General features: G+C 70.7%; 13 protein-coding genes. 9 read left to right on the top strand and 4 right to left on the bottom strand.

Translation table 11 applies throughout. The features are described 5' to 3' along the window. Nucleotides 1-38 precede the first annotated feature (38 nt). Both IF46_RS0126655 and IF46_RS0126650 read right to left on the bottom strand, forming a co-directional pair. Nucleotides 39-1,304: a DUF6357 family protein gene (locus IF46_RS0126655; protein WP_030491131.1), complete on the bottom strand. Its 1,266-nt coding sequence runs from the start codon at nt 1,302-1,304 to the stop codon at nt 39-41. Between the two features lie 38 nt (nt 1,305-1,342). Beyond that, nucleotides 1,343-1,996 (bottom strand): hypothetical protein, encoded by a 654-nt coding sequence (locus tag IF46_RS0126650; RefSeq protein WP_030491130.1) that lies wholly within the window; start codon nt 1,994-1,996, stop codon nt 1,343-1,345. Between the two features lie 169 nt (nt 1,997-2,165). Between IF46_RS0126650 and IF46_RS0126645 the strand changes: the two genes are divergently transcribed. Continuing rightward, entirely contained in the window at nt 2,166-2,717 is a 552-nt protein-coding gene (locus IF46_RS0126645) for a hypothetical protein (RefSeq protein ID WP_198041544.1), read from the top strand. A 117-nt stretch (nt 2,718-2,834) separates the two neighbouring features. Here the strand turns inward: IF46_RS0126645 and IF46_RS0126640 are convergent, their stop codons facing one another. Further along, nucleotides 2,835-3,113, bottom strand: coding sequence for a hypothetical protein (locus tag IF46_RS0126640; protein ID WP_030491128.1), 279 nt, complete (start codon nt 3,111-3,113; stop codon nt 2,835-2,837). 194 nt (nt 3,114-3,307) lie between these two features. Continuing rightward, a complete protein-coding gene (locus IF46_RS0126635) occupies nt 3,308-3,793 on the bottom strand; it encodes a flavin reductase family protein (protein WP_232234174.1) in 486 nt (161 codons plus the stop codon). Nucleotides 3,794-4,388: 595 nt separating this feature from the next. Between IF46_RS0126635 and IF46_RS0126630 the strand changes: the two genes are divergently transcribed. The 8 genes from IF46_RS0126630 to IF46_RS0126595 all read left to right on the top strand — a co-directional run bounded on the left by IF46_RS0126630 (nt 4,389) and on the right by IF46_RS0126595 (nt 16,185). Then, nucleotides 4,389-6,182 carry a non-ribosomal peptide synthetase gene (locus IF46_RS0126630; protein WP_332261504.1) on the top strand — a complete coding sequence of 598 codons (1,794 nt, stop codon included), beginning with the start codon at nt 4,389-4,391 and terminating at the stop codon, nt 6,180-6,182. An 80-nt stretch (nt 6,183-6,262) separates the two neighbouring features. Further along, a complete protein-coding gene (locus IF46_RS0126625; RefSeq protein ID WP_051724196.1) occupies nt 6,263-9,250 on the top strand; it encodes a condensation domain-containing protein in 2,988 nt (995 codons plus the stop codon). Then, a complete protein-coding gene (locus IF46_RS32860) occupies nt 9,247-9,582 on the top strand; it encodes an acyl carrier protein (RefSeq protein WP_051724195.1) in 336 nt (111 codons plus the stop codon). Before IF46_RS0126625 ends, IF46_RS32860 begins: the two co-directional genes overlap by 4 nt. Continuing rightward, nucleotides 9,579-13,001, top strand: coding sequence for a thioester reductase domain-containing protein (locus tag IF46_RS0126615; RefSeq protein ID WP_030491124.1), 3,423 nt, complete (start codon nt 9,579-9,581; stop codon nt 12,999-13,001). The genes IF46_RS32860 and IF46_RS0126615 overlap by 4 nt, the downstream gene beginning before the upstream one ends. Next, nucleotides 12,998-13,846: a 3-hydroxyacyl-CoA dehydrogenase family protein gene (locus tag IF46_RS0126610; protein ID WP_030491123.1), complete on the top strand. Its 849-nt coding sequence runs from the start codon at nt 12,998-13,000 to the stop codon at nt 13,844-13,846. The genes IF46_RS0126615 and IF46_RS0126610 overlap by 4 nt, the downstream gene beginning before the upstream one ends. Then, nucleotides 13,843-14,124, top strand: coding sequence for an acyl carrier protein (locus tag IF46_RS0126605; RefSeq protein ID WP_036393355.1), 282 nt, complete (start codon nt 13,843-13,845; stop codon nt 14,122-14,124). The genes IF46_RS0126610 and IF46_RS0126605 overlap by 4 nt, the downstream gene beginning before the upstream one ends. Beyond that, nucleotides 14,117-15,226, top strand: a complete 1,110-nt coding sequence (locus IF46_RS0126600) for an acyl-CoA dehydrogenase family protein (protein ID WP_030491121.1) — start codon at nt 14,117-14,119, stop codon at nt 15,224-15,226. Before IF46_RS0126605 ends, IF46_RS0126600 begins: the two co-directional genes overlap by 8 nt. Beyond that, on the top strand, nt 15,223-16,185 hold the full coding sequence (locus IF46_RS0126595) for a 3-oxoacyl-[acyl-carrier-protein] synthase III C-terminal domain-containing protein (RefSeq protein WP_030491120.1): 963 nt from the start codon (nt 15,223-15,225) through the stop codon (nt 16,183-16,185). Before IF46_RS0126600 ends, IF46_RS0126595 begins: the two co-directional genes overlap by 4 nt. Nucleotides 16,186-16,196: the final 11 nt, after the last annotated feature.

Here is a 16,196-nt window from a genome sequence, read left to right as displayed (position 1 = left end):
CCAGGCGGATTTCATTTTTGAAACAGGGCCTAGTCCCACTACCGGGCGTCGCGCTGGCGACGCGCGCGCTCGAACTCGGCGACATCCGACATCCAGGGACCGTGCTGTTCGAGTGCGGCGCAGCCGCCGCGGACGAAGGCGCTCACCAGGTTCCGGTACCCGCCGATCCCGTCGACCAGGCGGTACTCGACCCGGTACTGCGGATCCGACCCGGCTTCCCCGTGTCGCACCGTCGTGATCCGGGCGATGGAGTCCGCGTAGAAGTGCAGCTGGATTCCCTCTCCCATCTCCTCGTCCTCGATGGTGAACACTTCGTTGTTTGCGGCAGAGCGATCGGCGACGAACTCCCAGAACTCGGCGGAGGCAGTGCGAGGACCGCCCCGTAGCCACTTCTTCTCGCCGCCCTTGTCATCGGTGAACGACAGGGCCGTCTTTCTCGCACTCTCACCGAGGTCGGCATCGTCGTCGGCAGCCGCCTCGTCGTCTTCCGCCGGGGTGTTCCTGGAGCGGTCCACAGCCTCCGAGCACATCAGAAAGCTCACCGTACGCACCGCGTCATCGACGAGTTCGGGGTACGCGCGGCGCACGGCCGCGTCGACCGTCGTCGCCATCCGATCCCAGTCGCGCTTGTCCGTGGCCCGGGTTCCCCGCCGCGGATCGAGGCCGATCCGCATCCCGGCGCACGCCTGCTCCGCGGTAGCGATCACACGCATGACCTGGGGCAGCAGCGCGGGGTCGACGGCATCGGGCATCCGCTTTGGGATCGTGGAGCCATGCAGATACTGGCCCGTGTACCGCAGGATCTCCGCGTCGAGTGGCCCGAGGACCGTTCCGCGCTCGGCGCGCCGGCGGTTCGCGTGATACTCCTGAGCCCGTTCCTCGTTCGACCCCTCCGTTGCCGCGCGCATCGCGGCGCAGACCTGGCCGCGCTCAAGTAGATCGATGTCGGCGCCATGGGCGGCGAGCCTGGTCCTTTCCCACTGGATGCGTCGAAAGAGCGCGTCGACGTCCGCGGGTGCGGAGAGCAGGACCGGGTCCAGGAGCGCGCCGGCAGCGTTCTCGTCGAGCCGGCCCTGGGTTCCGGCGGCGTCGCACAACGGAAGGACCGCACTCCAGAGCAGCAGGTGTCTAGCCAGGTCCTCGCGGATCACCGCGAGATGGGCTTCCCCGATCGGGAACGTGAAGGTGCGAGGCTCATGGTTGGCGTCGGCCCCGGCGGCGAGCATCAGCTTCAGCTCGCCGTCCTCCCGGATCACTTTCGGGATCCAGCCGCTGCCGCTACGGGTGAAAACGATGTCTCTCACAGCTCAGGCTTCCCCAGAACGGCACCGGCTGGACATGTTCAGGACCACCGTGCACATTCGACGTCGAGGCGCGGATCGGTGCGCACCCAGACTTCGCCCCCAGCGGCCCCGGCCGGGGCGTCGACTCGTTCGAGACCGAGGAATTCGATCAACTGAAGCAGTTCGGCTCGTTCGGCTCGGTCATCGTCGATCGCATGCGAGTCGAAGAAGACGTAGTACCTGTCGCTCGGGTCGACGATGCCCGAATTTGCCCAGATCCGAGCGATTTCTTCGATTGCCGCTGCTTCCGTCGTGATCGTGGCGGCGCGGGCGGCACCGCGGGTCTCCGGTGACGCGTCGAGGTCGGAGAGGTCGGAGAACCACTGGCCGAAGTGGTCGAGGCCGGCATATCCGTTCTCGAAGAACAACATCGCGCTCGGCAGGTAGCGGTTGGCCCTGTCGACCCGGAGGTGTTCCGACCGAGGTTGGTCCGCATCCTTGTTCCGGGAGATGACCCCCAGACGAGGCATGAGTACCAAACTCTGCCTCGCCGGTTCATCCTTGATGGTGTAGGTGTCAGACTCTCGGCCCCGGAAGAACGCAGAGAACGCTACGTAGGCCTCCTGAGGGTCGCCCACGGAGACTTGTTGCTCGTTGCCATCACCGGCAGCGAAGACGAACTGCTTCGGTCCGGGGCTGTAGGGGCGGGCCATGTGCGTCCTTCGTTCACGTGTGACAGCTCCAACACCTTAGTGGATCACAGCGGACATGCCCACGGCCCTGAGCACGGGCGTGCTGTGCGCGCTCTGTAACTCGTCTCGTGCGTTGACGACAAGGGCCGCGATCGTCGATGCTCGTGCCCGCTGGTCACGGGGAGGTTTCATGGCATTGCTGGATGTCGTTGTCACGACAGTTGGCGGGGCGCTCTCGGCTACTGTCGGTGTGTTCGTCGGCGGGATGCTCACCCGCCATGCACAGGACCGACACTGGCTACGGGACCGGCAACTCATGGCCTATCAGGACCTGCTGCGGGAGTACGCCACGTTCTCGATGATCTTGCGGCGCGCTCACTTGGGGCGCACGGGCTGGGACTATGACTGGGGGGCGTGGAGCGCGGCATTGATGTCGGCCAGCCTCGTCGCCCCGAGCGTGGTCGCCGCCGAGATCGACAAGTTCGGCCAAGCGGTGCAGCGACTCTTGGACGTCACCACGGCGGTTGACACGACGACCGCACCGCTGTCGCAGGACCAGTTCGAGCAAGCGATGGCGGCGCCGGCCCGAGCGCAACTGGCCTTGGTCAATGCCATGCGCCGGTCCGTAGGACAGAATCAGGGGCCACTGTCGACGTGGGTGGGCGGAGCGAACGGCCGCCCACCGCACTGGAAGACGGCTCAATCCGGACACGACGGCGCTGCCGGCCCGCAGCAGGCTTGATCTGCCCCAACATTCGAGCCTGTCGTGACCGTTTCAATGTCGCCCGTGGTTCTTCGGTGATCTGGGGAGACCATGGCTGCCGTTGTCTTGCACGGTCGGAGACGGGATAGCTTCGGTCTACTCGACGAACGTGCCATCCGGATTCATGATCTGGTCTCGCACGAGCGGCGCGATCGCCGACCAGGTCCCGTCATCCACGGCGACCGACATGCGGATGCGCCCACCGCCGTCGTCAACAGCGCGGCTGACCACGGTGTACCGCTTGCCGTCCTCGCCGATGACCTGGCGTACGTCCTTGTCGTCGAGCATCGCGCGCCACTCGCCGTAGTTGACGCGCTGCCATTGAGCCAGGCGCGCCTCGGCAAGCCGTGCCGCCAACTCCTTCTTCAGTCCCACCGCCTCAACCTTTCACCTGCCTCCGGGCGTTACGTTGCAGGGCGTGGAAGACAGCACTGGCGCGGCCTGACGGGCTGACGTCCGAGCGGCGGGCTCGATCGAGCGTGACCGCGAAGCGCTCGCGCGCTTGGTCGACGAGGACCAGGACCTGGCCGAGATCGGCTACTACGCCCGGGGGTGGGATCTCGTCGCGCTCAGTAGGCGAAGCGGCCGTAACGACCGCGGAGGAACAGCAGGGGCTGCCCGTCCATCCGGGCGTGCAGGTGGTGCACCCGCAGCACGACTATGACGTGGTCGCCGGCGCCATGTTCGGCTTCCACGGCGCCCTCCACCCATGCCACCACGCCGGCCAGTACCGGCGCGCCACCAGGGGACAGCTCCCAGTCGAGGTCCCGGAAGCGGTCCACCCGGGAGGCGGCCATGCGTTCGCAGACGGCCTGCTGTTCGACGCCGAGGATGTTCACGCAGAGCCGGTCGGCGGCGCGCATGATCGGCCAACTCCCGCTGTACTGGCTGACGCAGAAGGAGACCAGCGGCGGGCGTAACGAGACGGACGCGAACGAGTTCACGGTCAGGCCGACCGGCCGGTTGGATGCGGGATCGAGGGCCGTCACCGTCGTGACGCCCGTGGCGAAATGGCCCAGGATGTGGCGGAACTGGTCGGGTTCAACCGTTGACACGGGTGGGTTCACGAGTCTGTCCTCCGTTCTGGTCGCCGCTGGCCCGCGATCGACCGGGGGCGGGCACGGAGCGATCGACCGGTTGACCGAAATGAATGCAATCAACGTAGGCGACATCGGGTTTGACCAGCATGAATGCCGGTACGCGGCGAAGAATTCGAGGATGGTCCGGAATTGTCGGTGCAGGGTTCATTTCATGGTTGAACCATCCGCGATGATAACGGACTTCGGCCCAGGTGCGGGGGGTGGCTACTTTCCGTCATGGGGGGCGGCGGATTGTTCTCAGGCGTCCGGGCGGGGGTGTCGCGTTGTCGGGAAATTGCAGGTCGTGGCTGTGGTGGGGCGCTTTGTGGCCCGCCAGCGCCCGAGGCTGCCTCGATGCGCAGCGGCTCCACTCTTTCACTCTAGGTGATCGAAAATGGTGCTATATCGCCATCTTTTTCCTCCACAGTGGCGACCGATCCTTCCAATCAATGTGACATGTATCACTATTTCGCTCGGTGTCGTCTTGGTAATGTGGCGCGGGACTACTGCGGGGAAGCATTGTCATCCGTGATGCCCTTGCTCATTGTCGCTAGCGCATTCAGGGGGGAATGTGTTGCCAGCAGAATGTTCGCGAGCGGTGCCGTCACTCGTGGAGCACTGGGTCCAGAGCCGACCGGATAGCCCGGCTATTTTCGACCCGGCCTGTGAAGAAGCGATGAGCTACGCACAATTGTGGCGATCCTCCGGCGCGTTGGCCGCCTACCTTCGCCGGTTGGGTGTGGGTCGGGGCGAGGTGGTCGCCCTTTCCCTGCCGCGCGGACGATCGTTGATCGTGGCGATGCTCGCGGTGGCGCGTGCCGGCGCGGCGTACCTGCCGGTCGACCCTGCGGCACCGGTGGACCGGGTGCGCCGGACGCTTGACGCTGCGGGCGTCTCCGTCGTGATCGCCGATCAGGACGAGCCGTGGCTCGGTACCGCCCGGCGGGTCGACCCGGCGGCAGCCGACGATCCGACTGCACCCTGCCCGGTTCCGGACCCGATCGACGCGGACGACCCGATCTACGTCATGTTCACGTCCGGCTCGACCGGGGAGCCGAAGGGGGTCGTGGTTCCGCACCGGGCGGTGGGTCGGCTGGTGGTCGAGCCGCTGTTCTGCACCGTCGCGCCCGGTGATCGCGTGGCCCACACCTCGAATCCGGCATTCGACGCCAGCACCTTCGAGGTCTGGGGCGCGCTCGCCGCCGGCGGCTGTGTGGTGCCCCTGCCCGCGGTGACCGACCTGCCCCTCGACGAGTGGACGACGCGTCTGGACGGCCTGTCGGTCGATGTGCTGTTCCTGACCACCTCGTTGTTCCACATGATCGCCCGGGAACGTCCGGCCGCACTGCGGACCGTCGGCACCGTTCTCGTCGGCGGTGAGCAGCTCGACCTGTCCGCCGTACGGCGGTTGCTCGCCGGCTCGCCGCCCGCGCGGCTGGTCAACGGGTATGGCCCGACCGAGACCACCACCTTCGCCGCATTCCACGACTGCACCCTGGAGAGCCTGGCCGGCCGGGACCGGGTCCCGGTGGGTCGTCCCCTCCAGCGCACCAGCCTGCATGTGCTCGGCCCGGACCTCACCGAGGTCACGCCGGGCGAGGTCGGAGAACTGTACATAGGTGGTCCCGGCGTCGCCTTGGGCTACCTGGGCCGTCCCGACCTGACCGCCGAGCGGTTCATCACCCGGCCGGGCACCGACGAGCGGCTCTACCGCTCCGGCGACCTGGCCCGCCGGCTTCCCGGTGGTGTCTTCGAGGTGCTGGGCCGGCGTGATCGGCAGGTAAAGGTGCGCGGCTTCCGAATCGAGCTGGACGAGATCGAGCTGGCCGTCACCGCGACCGGCCTGGCCGACGCGGCGTACGCCGAGAAACTCGGCGACGGGCCGCAGGCGCTGCTTGCCGTGGCTGTCGTGCCGGCGGCCGAGGAGCTGGATCTCACCGAGTTGGCCCGGCGGTTGGCCGAGCAGGTCCCCGACTACATGGTGCCCTCCCGGTGGGTTCCGCTCGATCGACCGCCGATCGGCCCGACCGGCAAGGTGGACCGTGCCGCGATCGCCCGGCTATTGGCGGAGTCCGGCCCGGACGCCGCAGCCTCCGGTCCGGCCGGGCCGGAGGCCGCCGTCGGGCCGGAGACCGATCCGGTGACCGCCGCCCTGCGGGTGATCTGGCGGGACGTGGTCGGCAGCGAGCCCACCGCGACCCGCAACTTCCTAGAGATGGGCGGCAATTCCATCATGGCGGTCCAGCTCGCGGGGCGGGTCCAGGACCGCCTCGGCGTCCGATCCGAGCCGCACGACGTGCTGTTGGCCGAGTCGTTCGCCCACCTCGCCAACCAGATCAGGGTCGCGCTCGAGCGCGCTCACTGATCGACCATCCGGAGCACGCGGACGTGCGGAGCCGGTCGCTGTAGCGACCTCGGCGAGCGCAGGTAACGGGAGGAACACGAATGGACACTCGAGCGCCCCGGTCGGTGCCCGAGACCGATATCCCACAGGTCAGCGGCCCGCAGACTGACCGCCCGGAGTGTGGTCCGCTGTCCTTCGCGCAGGAGCGGTTGTGGCTGATCGACGCCGCCGCCCCCGACGCGGCCACCTACCTCGTTCCTGTGCTGCTGCGCTGGCAGGGCCGGGTCGACCTGGCGGTGCTCGGTGCCGCGCTGACCGCAGTGGTGGGCCGGCACGAACCCCTGCGGACCGGCTACCGGCTGCGCGGCGACGAGCCGGAGCAGTTCGTCGGCCCGGCGGCCGACGTTGCGGTCCGAGTCGTTCGGGCCCCTGGCAGGTCCTGGGCCGACGTCGAGGACGAGGTACGCCAACTCTGCGCCACGCCGCTCGACCTGTCCACCGGCCAGGTGCTGCGCTGCGCCGCGTTCACCGGCCTCACCGGCGGCGACGCGGTGCTGCTGGTCCTGCACCACATCGCCTTCGACGGCTGGTCGATGGGGCGGCTCTGCGCCGACCTCGCGACGGCGTACGCGGCCGGCGTCGACGGCCGGCGGCCTGACCTGCCGGCCGTTCCGGCCCGCTTCGTCGAGCTGGCGCGGCGCGACCGGGAGGCCGGGCACCGGCCCGACGCGCGCGCCGCGGTGGCGGAGCGGGCGGTGGAACTCCTCGCCGCCGGGCCCGGGCTCACCCTGGCCGGCGCGCTGCCCGGCGGATCAGGGCGCGCGGTGGTGCGGGCGGGCGACGAGGTGGTCACCGCCCTACCCGCAGGGCTGTGGGACCGCGCCACCGAACTTGCCGCCGAACACCGCCTCACGCCGTTCGTGCTGTTCGGCACCGGGTTCCAGGTGTTGCTGAGCCTCTGGTCCGGGCGTGACAGCTTCCGGTACGGGGTGATCGCCGCCAACCGGCCCGGTCCCGAGGCCGACGACGTGGTCGGCTTCTTCGTCAACACCGTGCCGCTGCGGGCCCGGTTGGGCGAGGCGGACGACTTCGCGCAGTTGTGCGCCCAGGCGCGGGGCGAGGCGTTCCGCACCCTGCTCTACCAACGTCTGCCGTTTCACCAGCTCACCGCTGCGGCGCGTACCGAGCTGGTCGAGGTCGCCTTCGCCCTGCAGAACTTCCCCGTGCCCGGCCCGGAGGTGCCGGTGCGCTGGGTGCTGCCCGAGGTGCTGCCCAACGGCACCGCCAAGTTCGACCTGATGCTCACCGTCGAGGAGCGGGCCGACGGCTGGTACGCCCGCTGGGAGTACGACCTGGCCCGCTATCCCCGGACGGTGGTGGCGGCGCTGGCCGAGGCGTACCTCGGGTTGCTCGGGGCCGTGACGGAGCGGTTTTCCGTACCCCTGGCGGAGCTGGTCCGGTTCGGTCCGGATCCGGCCTGGACGACGACGACGGTGGCACCGGCACCGGCACCCGCGACGGCCACGGTGTTCCCGGTGCCGGAAGCGGCGGTGCGCCGGGCCGCCGAGTGTTTCGCCGTGGCGTTGACCGACCTCGTCGAGGAGCCCGCGGAGGTGATCGTGGCCGGGTTGACCCCGGCGACCGACTTCTTCACCGTCGGCGGCCACTCCTTGCTGGTCGTCACCATGCTGCGCCGGATCGAACGACAGGACGGCATTGTCCTGTCGGCGCGAGAGTTCCTGGCCGACCCGACGGTGGCCGGGCTGGCCCGGCTGCTCGTGGCTCCGCCCCGGGTGGCCGTCGCGACGCCGGCGGGAAGCGACGGCAGGCAGGTCACCAGCCCGGCGCAGCAACGCTTCTGGTCCATCGATCGCCTGCCGTGGCTGCGGCAGGCGTACCTGGTCCCCACCGTGGTGGACTTCGCCGGTGAGGTCGACGTCGAGCGGCTGCGCGCCGCCGTCGAGACCGTGTTCGCCCGGCATCCGGCGCTGCGGGCCCGCTTCGAGCTCGACCGTCGGCAGCGGCGGGTCTACTACCGCACCGACGGCCCCGCCGGTGAGGTCACCGTGGTGGACGCCGCCGGTTGGACCGGCGAGCAGGTGCGCGAGGCCGTGGCGGAGTGGAGCTGGGCCGGCTTCGACCTGGCGCGCGCCGCCCCCGCTCGGGCGCATCTGCTGGACCGGGGCGGGCGGGACGTCATCCTCGTCGTCGTCGTCCACCACATCGTCTTCGACGGCTGGTCAAGGCATCTGCTGATGCGACAGATCGCAGCGGCGTATCGGAGCGAAGGGCTGCCCGAGCCGGTGGCCGGGACCGGCCACACCGACCCCGACGACATCGCGCAGGCCGATACGCGGGCTGTGGTGCAGGCGCTCGCCGGTGCGCCGGTGGACGTGATCCTGCCGTACGACAGGGGCCGGAGCGACACCCAGGAGACCCGGGCGGGCCGGCTGACGTACGACCTCGACCCGACCCGCGCCGATCGGCTGCGCAAGGTCGCGGCCGACGCCGGCTGCACCATGTTCATGGTCTCGGCCGCGCTGCTGGCGGTGGCGCTGGCCCGCGTCGGTGGCCAGCGGGACTTCCTGTTCGCCTTCCCCTGGTCGCAGCGGACGGGGGCGCGTAGCGCCGACGCGGTGGGTCTGTTCATCGACACGCTCGTGCTGCGCGCCGACGTCAGTGGCGAGCCGACCTGGCAGGAGCTGCTGGCTCGGGTGCGGGACGCGGCCAACCTCAGCTTCCGGCACTCCGCGGCGCCGTTCGACGCAGTCGCTGCGGCGTTGCATCCCGACCGCGACCTCGGTCGACCGCCGGTGACGCCGGTCTACCTCAGCGCCGAGGACGGCGAGCTGTCGGCCCCGGACCTTGGGCCGGACGTCACCGCCACGATCCGCCCGCTCGACCCACTGCACCTCAAGTACGAGATCGAACTTTCCGTCGTCGATCGGCGGCAGGACCTGCGGTGGGAGTTGCTGTACTCCGCCGCCCTGTTCGACCCGGTCACCGCACAAGCCGTTCTGCACGCGGTCATCACCGCAGCGGACGACGTCATCCGGCAGCCCACCGCTCGACCACTGGAGGGACATTGACCACCCTGACGGAGGACCAACTGTTCGATCGGGTCAGGGCCGCCTGGGCCGAGGTACTCGACGTCGACGACCCGGAGCGCCTCGACCCGGACCAGAACTTCCTGGAGGCCGGCGGCAGTTCGCTGCTGCTCATCATGCTCTGGGAGGACCTGCACCAGCTCACCGAGCGGTCGTTGCGGGTGTCCGACCTGTTCCAGCACGCCACGATCCGGGCGCAGGCCAGGCTGCTGGCCGGCGTCGGCGAGGAGGTGCGGCCACAGGTGACCGGCGCCAGCCAGCGCCGCGCCCTGCTCGGCCGGGCCCGTACTGCGGAGGTTCCTCGCCCGTCATGACCGAGATATCCGACACCGACATCGCCGTCGTGGGGACGGCCTGCCGCTTCCCCGACGCATGGAACCCCGAGCAGTACTGGCGCAACATCGACACCGGCGTGGTGTCCATGCGGGAACTGACCGACGAGCAACTGCGCGCGGCCGGCCACAGCGAGGAGGAGATGCGCCAGCCGGGCTTCGTCCGGGTCGGCGCGACCCTGCCGGGGGTGGCCGACTTCGCCGCCGACTTCTTCGGGTACGCCCCCCGGGAGGTCGACGCCATCGACCCGCAGCAGCGCATCTTCCTGGAGTCCTGCTGGGAGGCGCTGGAGTCGGCGGGGCTGGCACCAGGCGCGGACCGCCTGGTGACCGGCGTCTTCGCCAGCAGCGCCGCCGGCAACTACTCCGCGGCGGTCTTCGCCGCCAAGGTCCGTGACCACGGGCTGGCGGCCGCGATCGGGGACCTCGACCTCACCGTCGGGGGGCAGGCCGACTTCATGACCTCGCGGACGGCCTACAAGCTCGGTCTGCGTGGGCCATCGGTCAGTGTCCAGACGGGATGCTCCTCGTCGTTGTACGCGGTGCACTACGGCATCCTGAGTCTGCTCGCCGGGGAGTGCGACGTGGTGCTCGCCGGTGGCGCGACCGTCGTGGAGCCGCTGCTCGGATACCAGCCGATCCCCGGGGCCTGGGTCTCCGAGGACGGCTACATCCGGTCCTTCGACGCGAGCAGCAGCGGCACCACGTACGGCTCCGGGGTCGGGGTGGTGGCCCTGCGCCGGCTCGCCGACGCACTCGCCGACGGCAACCCCGTGCTGGCCGTGCTGCGCGGCTCGGCGGTCGGCAACGACGGTGGCGCGCGACTCGGCTACGCCGCCCCGAACCTCGACGGGGTGGCCGACGTGATCGCGGCGGCGCTGTCGGTCGCGGGCGTCTCCGCCGATGCGGTCCGGTACGTCGAGGCCCACGGCACCGGTACGCCGCTGGGCGACCACATCGAGCTGCTGGCTCTGACCGACGCGTTCCGGCGCAGCACCGACGAGGTGGGCTACTGCGGCCTCGGCTCGGTGATGTCCAACATCGGGCACCTCGGTCCGGCCGCCGGCATCGCCGGGTTGATCAAGGCGGTCCATGTGGCCGGCACCGGCTCGCTGCCCCCGCACCCGACGTTCGACGTGGCCCGCGATCCGGCGGAGCTGGAGAAGAGCCCGTTCTTCATCACCACCACCCGCCGCGAGTGTCCCGACCCGGAGCGCCTGGTGCTGGTCAACTCGATGGGCGTGGGTGGCACCAACGCCACCATGGTGGTGGCCGCCCCGCCCGTGCTGAGCCGGCCGTCCGCGCCGTCCGCACCCGTCGTCCGGTTGAACGTCTCCGCCCGCAATCGGGTGGAGCTGGATCAGCTGTGCCGGGCGCTGGCCGATCGGCTGGACAGCGACCCCGCGCAGGCGGCGGACGTCGCGTACACCCTGCGGGTCGGGCGGGCGGTCTTCGACGAGCGGCGGGTGGTGACCGCCCCGGCCGACCGGCTCGCGGCGGCGCTGCGGTTGCCCCGCCCTCCGGCCGTCCGTACGGTCCGGGCCGTCCGCCGCACCGCCGTCATCGTGGCGGGGGAGCAGGCGGTGTCCACGAGGCTGGACGCGCTGCGGGCCGCGCTGCCCGGCTCGGCCGTGGTCGACAGGCTCGACCTCGCCGGAGACCGGTACGCGGTGGTGCTGGAGGAAGCCGGTGGCGAACCAGACCTGGCCGACTCGCGGGGGGTCCTGGTGCCCGCCGGGGACGACGGCTGGGACAGCGCGTTGAGCACCGCCTGGCTGCACGGGGTGACGGTCGACTGGGAGGCGGTCAGCGGTAACCGGGGGCGGCGGCTTCGCCTGTCGACGTACCCGTTCCAGCGCAAGCGGTACTGGCCACTGGACCACCTCGACGTGTTCCGCCGGCAACCGGCACCCGCGCCTGTCGGTGCGGAGCGGGCGACGGCGGGGGACTCGATCGAGGAGAGCGTCGCCGGCATCTGGCGGGAGCTGTTCGACCGGGGGGACGTCGGGCTGGACGACGAGTTCGGCGCGCTGGGCGGCACGTCGCTGCTGTCGGTGCAGATGGTGTTGCGGATCCAGCAGCAGTACGGCGTACTGATCAACCTGCACCGCGCCGGCGGCAGCCGGGCCACGGTGCGCCGGCTCGCCGAGATCGTCCGGGCCGGCGTCACCCCCGACCGGCAGAGCGCGGCCGACCGGGACGGCGAGCTGATCGACGCGGACCTGGCGTTGTCGATCGGACCGATGGCGCAGCGCCGCGCCCCGGGCCGGGACGTGCTGCTCACCGGGGCCGCAGGCTATCTCGGTGCCTTCCTCCTGCACGAGTTGCAGCGCGCCGGCCGACGCGTCCACTGCGTGGTGCGGGCGTCGGACGAGCGGGAGGGTATGCGGCGGTTGCGCGAGACTGCCGCACGGTTGGCCCTGCCGGAGCCGGACCCCGACCTGGTCCGGGTCGTCCCGGCGGACCTGCGGGCCTTCGCCGGCACGGGTGCCGTGGACCTCGACGGCGAGCTTGCCGACCAGGTCGGGCACGTGCTGCACTGCGCGGCCCGGGTGGTCTTCACCGAGCCGTACCGGACGCTGCGGGAGGACAACGTCCTGCCGATGGCGGGCTTGCTGAACTGGATGTGCCGGCACGGCATCCGCGACTTCAGCTACGTGTCGACGTTGGCCGCGACCGGCGCGGGGTCGGGCACGGCGGGCACCCGGCTGGAGACCCGCAAGCAGCCCCTGCACCCCGACCTCGGCGGCTACGGGGTCAGCAAGTGGGTCGGCGAGCGGCTGTTGGAGAAGGCCGAGGAGATCGGCGTACGCGGCCGGGTGTTCCGGCCCGGTCTGATCATGGCGGCCGGGGACACCGGTGCCTGCAACAACAAGGACCTGGTCTGGCGGATGCTCGCCAGCGGCCTCGCCGTCGGCGCCCATCCCACCGACGAGCGCGCCGAACCGGTCTCCCCGGTCGACGTGATCGCCCGGGCGGTCGTGTCCCTGGCGCTGTCGCCGTCCTCGGTCGGCAGGGTCTACCACTTGGCCGACGAGCGTGCGATCAGCACCCGGGAGCTGTTCGACATGCTCGGCCGGGCCGGCCTGACGACCGAGCCGCTGCCGCTGCCGCAGTGGCAACGGCGGGTGGCCGAACGGGCGCTGGACGGCGGCAGCGAGGTCATGTCGGCCGTGGCCCTCTACGAGCTGGAGGGGCACGAGCTGGCCGAGGACGACGTGCAGGTCCGGGGCTGGCAGCCCTGGCTGCGCAAGCAGGGCCTCTCCGCCGCCATCACCCCCGAGCAGCTGCGCCGGGGCCTGGTCTTCTTGGCCGAACGACACGAGGAGTTCGCCGCGCTCCTGCCCAAGCTCGCCGGGCGGCGGGGCGATGACGTCAACGCGATCGAGGAGCGGGTATGAAGCAGCGACATGTCACCGTGCTGGGCGCGGGAGTGATGGGCACCTCCATCGCCGCCCTCGCCGTCGGGCACGGCCTGCCGGTGACCCTGGTCGACGTCGATCGGGCCGTGCTGGAGCGGGCCCGGGACGAGGTCACCCGCCACCTGAGGCTGGCCCGGCTGATGGGGGTGCAGACCGGGACTGACGTGGCCGAGCTGCGTACCACCGTGGAACTCGCCGACGTCGCCGACGCCGACGTGGTCGTCGAGGCCGTCACCGAACTCGCCGACGTCAAGGCCAAGGTGCTCGCCGAGATCTCCGCGCTCATCGGCCCGGAGGCGCTGGTGCTCACCAACACCTCCGCCATCCCAGTGGACGAGCTGGCCGGGGCGGTCGCCCACCCCGAGCGCACCGTCGGTGCCCACTTCATGAACCCGCCGTACCTGATCAAGACGGTGGAGGTGATTCGCGGGCCACGCAGTTCCGCCGCCGCGCTGGCCGTGGCCCGGGACTTCCTGGCCAGCATGGGCCGGGAGGTCGTGGTGGTCGGAGACGGGCCGGGATTCGTGATCAACCGGGTGCTGCAGCGGATGATCAACGAGGCGGCCCGCATCGCCGACGAGGGGCTCGCCACGCCCGAGGAGATCGACCTGCTCTTCACTGGCTGCCTCGGGCACCGCACCGGGCCGCTGGCCACGGCCGACCTGATCGGCCTGGACAACGTCGTCGACTCGCTGCGGGTGCTCCGCGATCGCACGGGCGACCAGGGTTACGAGCCATCCGCGCTGCTGCTGGCCAAGGTCGCCGACGGCGACTTCGGTCGCAAGACCGGGCGTGGCTTCTACGAGCACAGGGGGACCAAGTGAGCTCATCCACCACCAACCAGCACATCCTCAGCCCGGGATCGATCTGCGGCAAGCTCACCGCCTTCCTGGAGCGCCAGACCAAGCGGGACATCGAGCCGGACCTCGACATCTTCGCCGCCGGCCTGGTCTCGTCGCTGTTCGCGCTGGAGCTGGTGGTGCACATCGAGTCGACGTTCGACGTCGCCATCGGCGGCCCCGACCTCCGGCTCGACAACTTCCGGACGGTCGACCGGATGACCGAGCTGGTCCTGCGGCTGCGTGGGGAGTCCGATGACTGAGCGGTGGTCCGAGGCTGCGGAGCTGGTCGCCATCGCCGTCGGCGATCGCGCGGAGACCTGGGACCGCACCGGCCGGATTCCGCTGGAGACCCTGCGCGAGCTGGGCACCAAGGGGGTGCTCTGCGCGCAGATCCCCCAGGAGTACGGCGGCCTCGGCCTGTCCAGCCTGGACAACGGCGAGCTGACCGCCGCCACCGGGGCCCGGTGCAGCTCGCTGCGGAGCGTCCTCACCTCCCAGGGCATGGCGGCGTGGACCATCATGCGCCTCGGCTCGGCCGCCCAACGGCGTACCCACCTGGCCGCGTTGACCGGTGGCAGCCTCGCCGGGGTCGCCTTCAGCGAGCCCCAGGCGGGCAGCGACCTCTCCGCGATGAGCACCCGGATCAGCGAGGACGGCTCCGGCCTCAGGATCGACGGGCGGAAGGTGTGGATCACCGTTGGCGCCTACGCCGACCTGCTGGTGGTCTTCGGCCGGTTCGGCGACGATGCGGCGGCGGTGCTGGTGCCGACGGACGCGCCGGGCGTGCGCATCGAGCGGGTGGCCGACCCGCTCGGCTGCCGGGCCGCCGGCCACGCCGACGTCCACCTCGACGGGGTACGCCTGCCGAGGGACGCGGTGCTTGGCGGGGCGGCCATGCCACTGGGCCTGATCGCCACCACGGCACTGACGTACGGCCGGGTCTCGGTGGCCTGGGGTTGTGTGGGGATCCTCCGCAGTTGCCTGGCCGAAGCCGCCCGGCACGCCAGCTCCCGGGCCCAGGGCGGGGCCATGCTCTCGTCCCACCAACTCGTGCGGCGTCACCTGGCGGAGTTGACGGTCGCCGAGCAGGCCGCGACCAGGCTGTGCGAACACGTCAGCCGGTGTTGGGACGCCCGCACGTCCGACCTGGTCATGGCCGCCGTGCTGGCCAAGCACTTCGCCGCGACCCGGGCCGCCGAGGGGGCGAGCGCGGCGGTGCAGGTCCTCGCGTCCGCCGGCAGCCGCGACGGGCACCCGGTGGCCCGCGCGTACCGGGACGCCAAGCTCATGGAGCTCATCGAGGGGAGCAACGAGATGTCCCAGCTGATGCTGGCCGACCACGCGCTGGCGGCCTGGTCATGACCGTGGGCATCGGTGCGATCCGCTGCGTCCTGCCAGCGGATTCCACCCCCGTCACCGCGCTGCCCGAGGTCGACTCGCTGCGGACCGAGGAGCGCGAGTTCGTCACCACCTGCGGGATCGACCGCGTCGGCGTGTTCCCGGACGCTCCGACCACGGACTTCGCCGTCCAGGCATGTCAGGAGCTGGGCAAGGCGACGCCGCTGGACCCGGACTTGCTGATCATGGTGGGGTCGCGCGCCCCGGACGTCCTGCTCGGCTCCGACTCGGGGCGGTTGCAGCTGCACGGCGGCTTCGACCGCGCCTTCGCCTTCACACTCGACGGTCTCGGCTGCACCGGCTCCAGCGCCGCCTGGGCGTTGGCCCGGGATCTCCTGGTCGCTGACCCGACCCGGCAGAGCGTGCTGATCGCGCATGCCAGCCGCCCCACCGGGGTGGACCGGGTGCGCTTCCCGGTGACGGTTATCGGCGACGGCGCGTACGCGATGACCATCGTCCGGGACGGCCGACCGGCCCTGGTGGCGCACCGGCAGGAGAGCGACGGCACGTTCCACGACCTGTTCCAGGTGGACTACAAGCAATCCCCCTGGTACGAGTGGCGCGAGGAGTGCAAGTCACCCGACCAGTACCGGTTCGAGCTGGCGCTGCACAGCCGGCAGCGGCTCGGCCGGATGGTCGAAACCGTCCTCGCCGACGCCGGGATCACCAAGGCCGAAGTCGCCGCGACGCTGATGCAGAACGTGACCGCGAGCGCCTACGGCTTCTACCAGTCCCTGCTCGGGCTGCCCATCCACCCGGTCTGCCAGCGGCAGCTGACCGAGTACGGCCACCTCGGCGCGATGGATGTCGTGCTCAACCTGGACCGGCTGCTCGCCGACGGCGACGTCGGCCCCGGCGACCACGTCCTAGTCCTCAACAACAGCCCCGTGGCGGCCTGGGCGGCCACGGTCTGGCACATCTGATGAAGGGAACG

Source organism: Micromonospora chokoriensis (assembly GCF_000718555.1).
GTDB classification, from domain to species: domain Bacteria; phylum Actinomycetota; class Actinomycetes; order Mycobacteriales; family Micromonosporaceae; genus Micromonospora; species Micromonospora chokoriensis_B.
This window is presented reverse-complemented; position numbering and strand designations above follow the sequence as displayed.

What these genes read in the sequence shown, in the direction of transcription:
- IF46_RS0126650 (WP_030491130.1), bottom strand. Translation starts at nt 1,996, where the DNA reads ATGGCCCGCCCCTACAGCCCCGGACCGAAGCAGTTCGTCTTCGCTGCC.
- IF46_RS0126645 (WP_198041544.1), top strand. Translation starts at nt 2,166, where the DNA reads ATGGCATTGCTGGATGTCGTTGTCACGACAGTTGGCGGGGCGCTCTCG.
- IF46_RS0126625 (WP_051724196.1), top strand. Translation starts at nt 6,263, where the DNA reads ATGGACACTCGAGCGCCCCGGTCGGTGCCCGAGACCGATATCCCACAG.
- IF46_RS0126615 (WP_030491124.1), top strand. Translation starts at nt 9,579, where the DNA reads ATGACCGAGATATCCGACACCGACATCGCCGTCGTGGGGACGGCCTGC.
- IF46_RS0126610 (WP_030491123.1), top strand. Translation starts at nt 12,998, where the DNA reads ATGAAGCAGCGACATGTCACCGTGCTGGGCGCGGGAGTGATGGGCACC.
- IF46_RS0126600 (WP_030491121.1), top strand. Translation starts at nt 14,117, where the DNA reads ATGACTGAGCGGTGGTCCGAGGCTGCGGAGCTGGTCGCCATCGCCGTC.
- IF46_RS0126595 (WP_030491120.1), top strand. Translation starts at nt 15,223, where the DNA reads ATGACCGTGGGCATCGGTGCGATCCGCTGCGTCCTGCCAGCGGATTCC.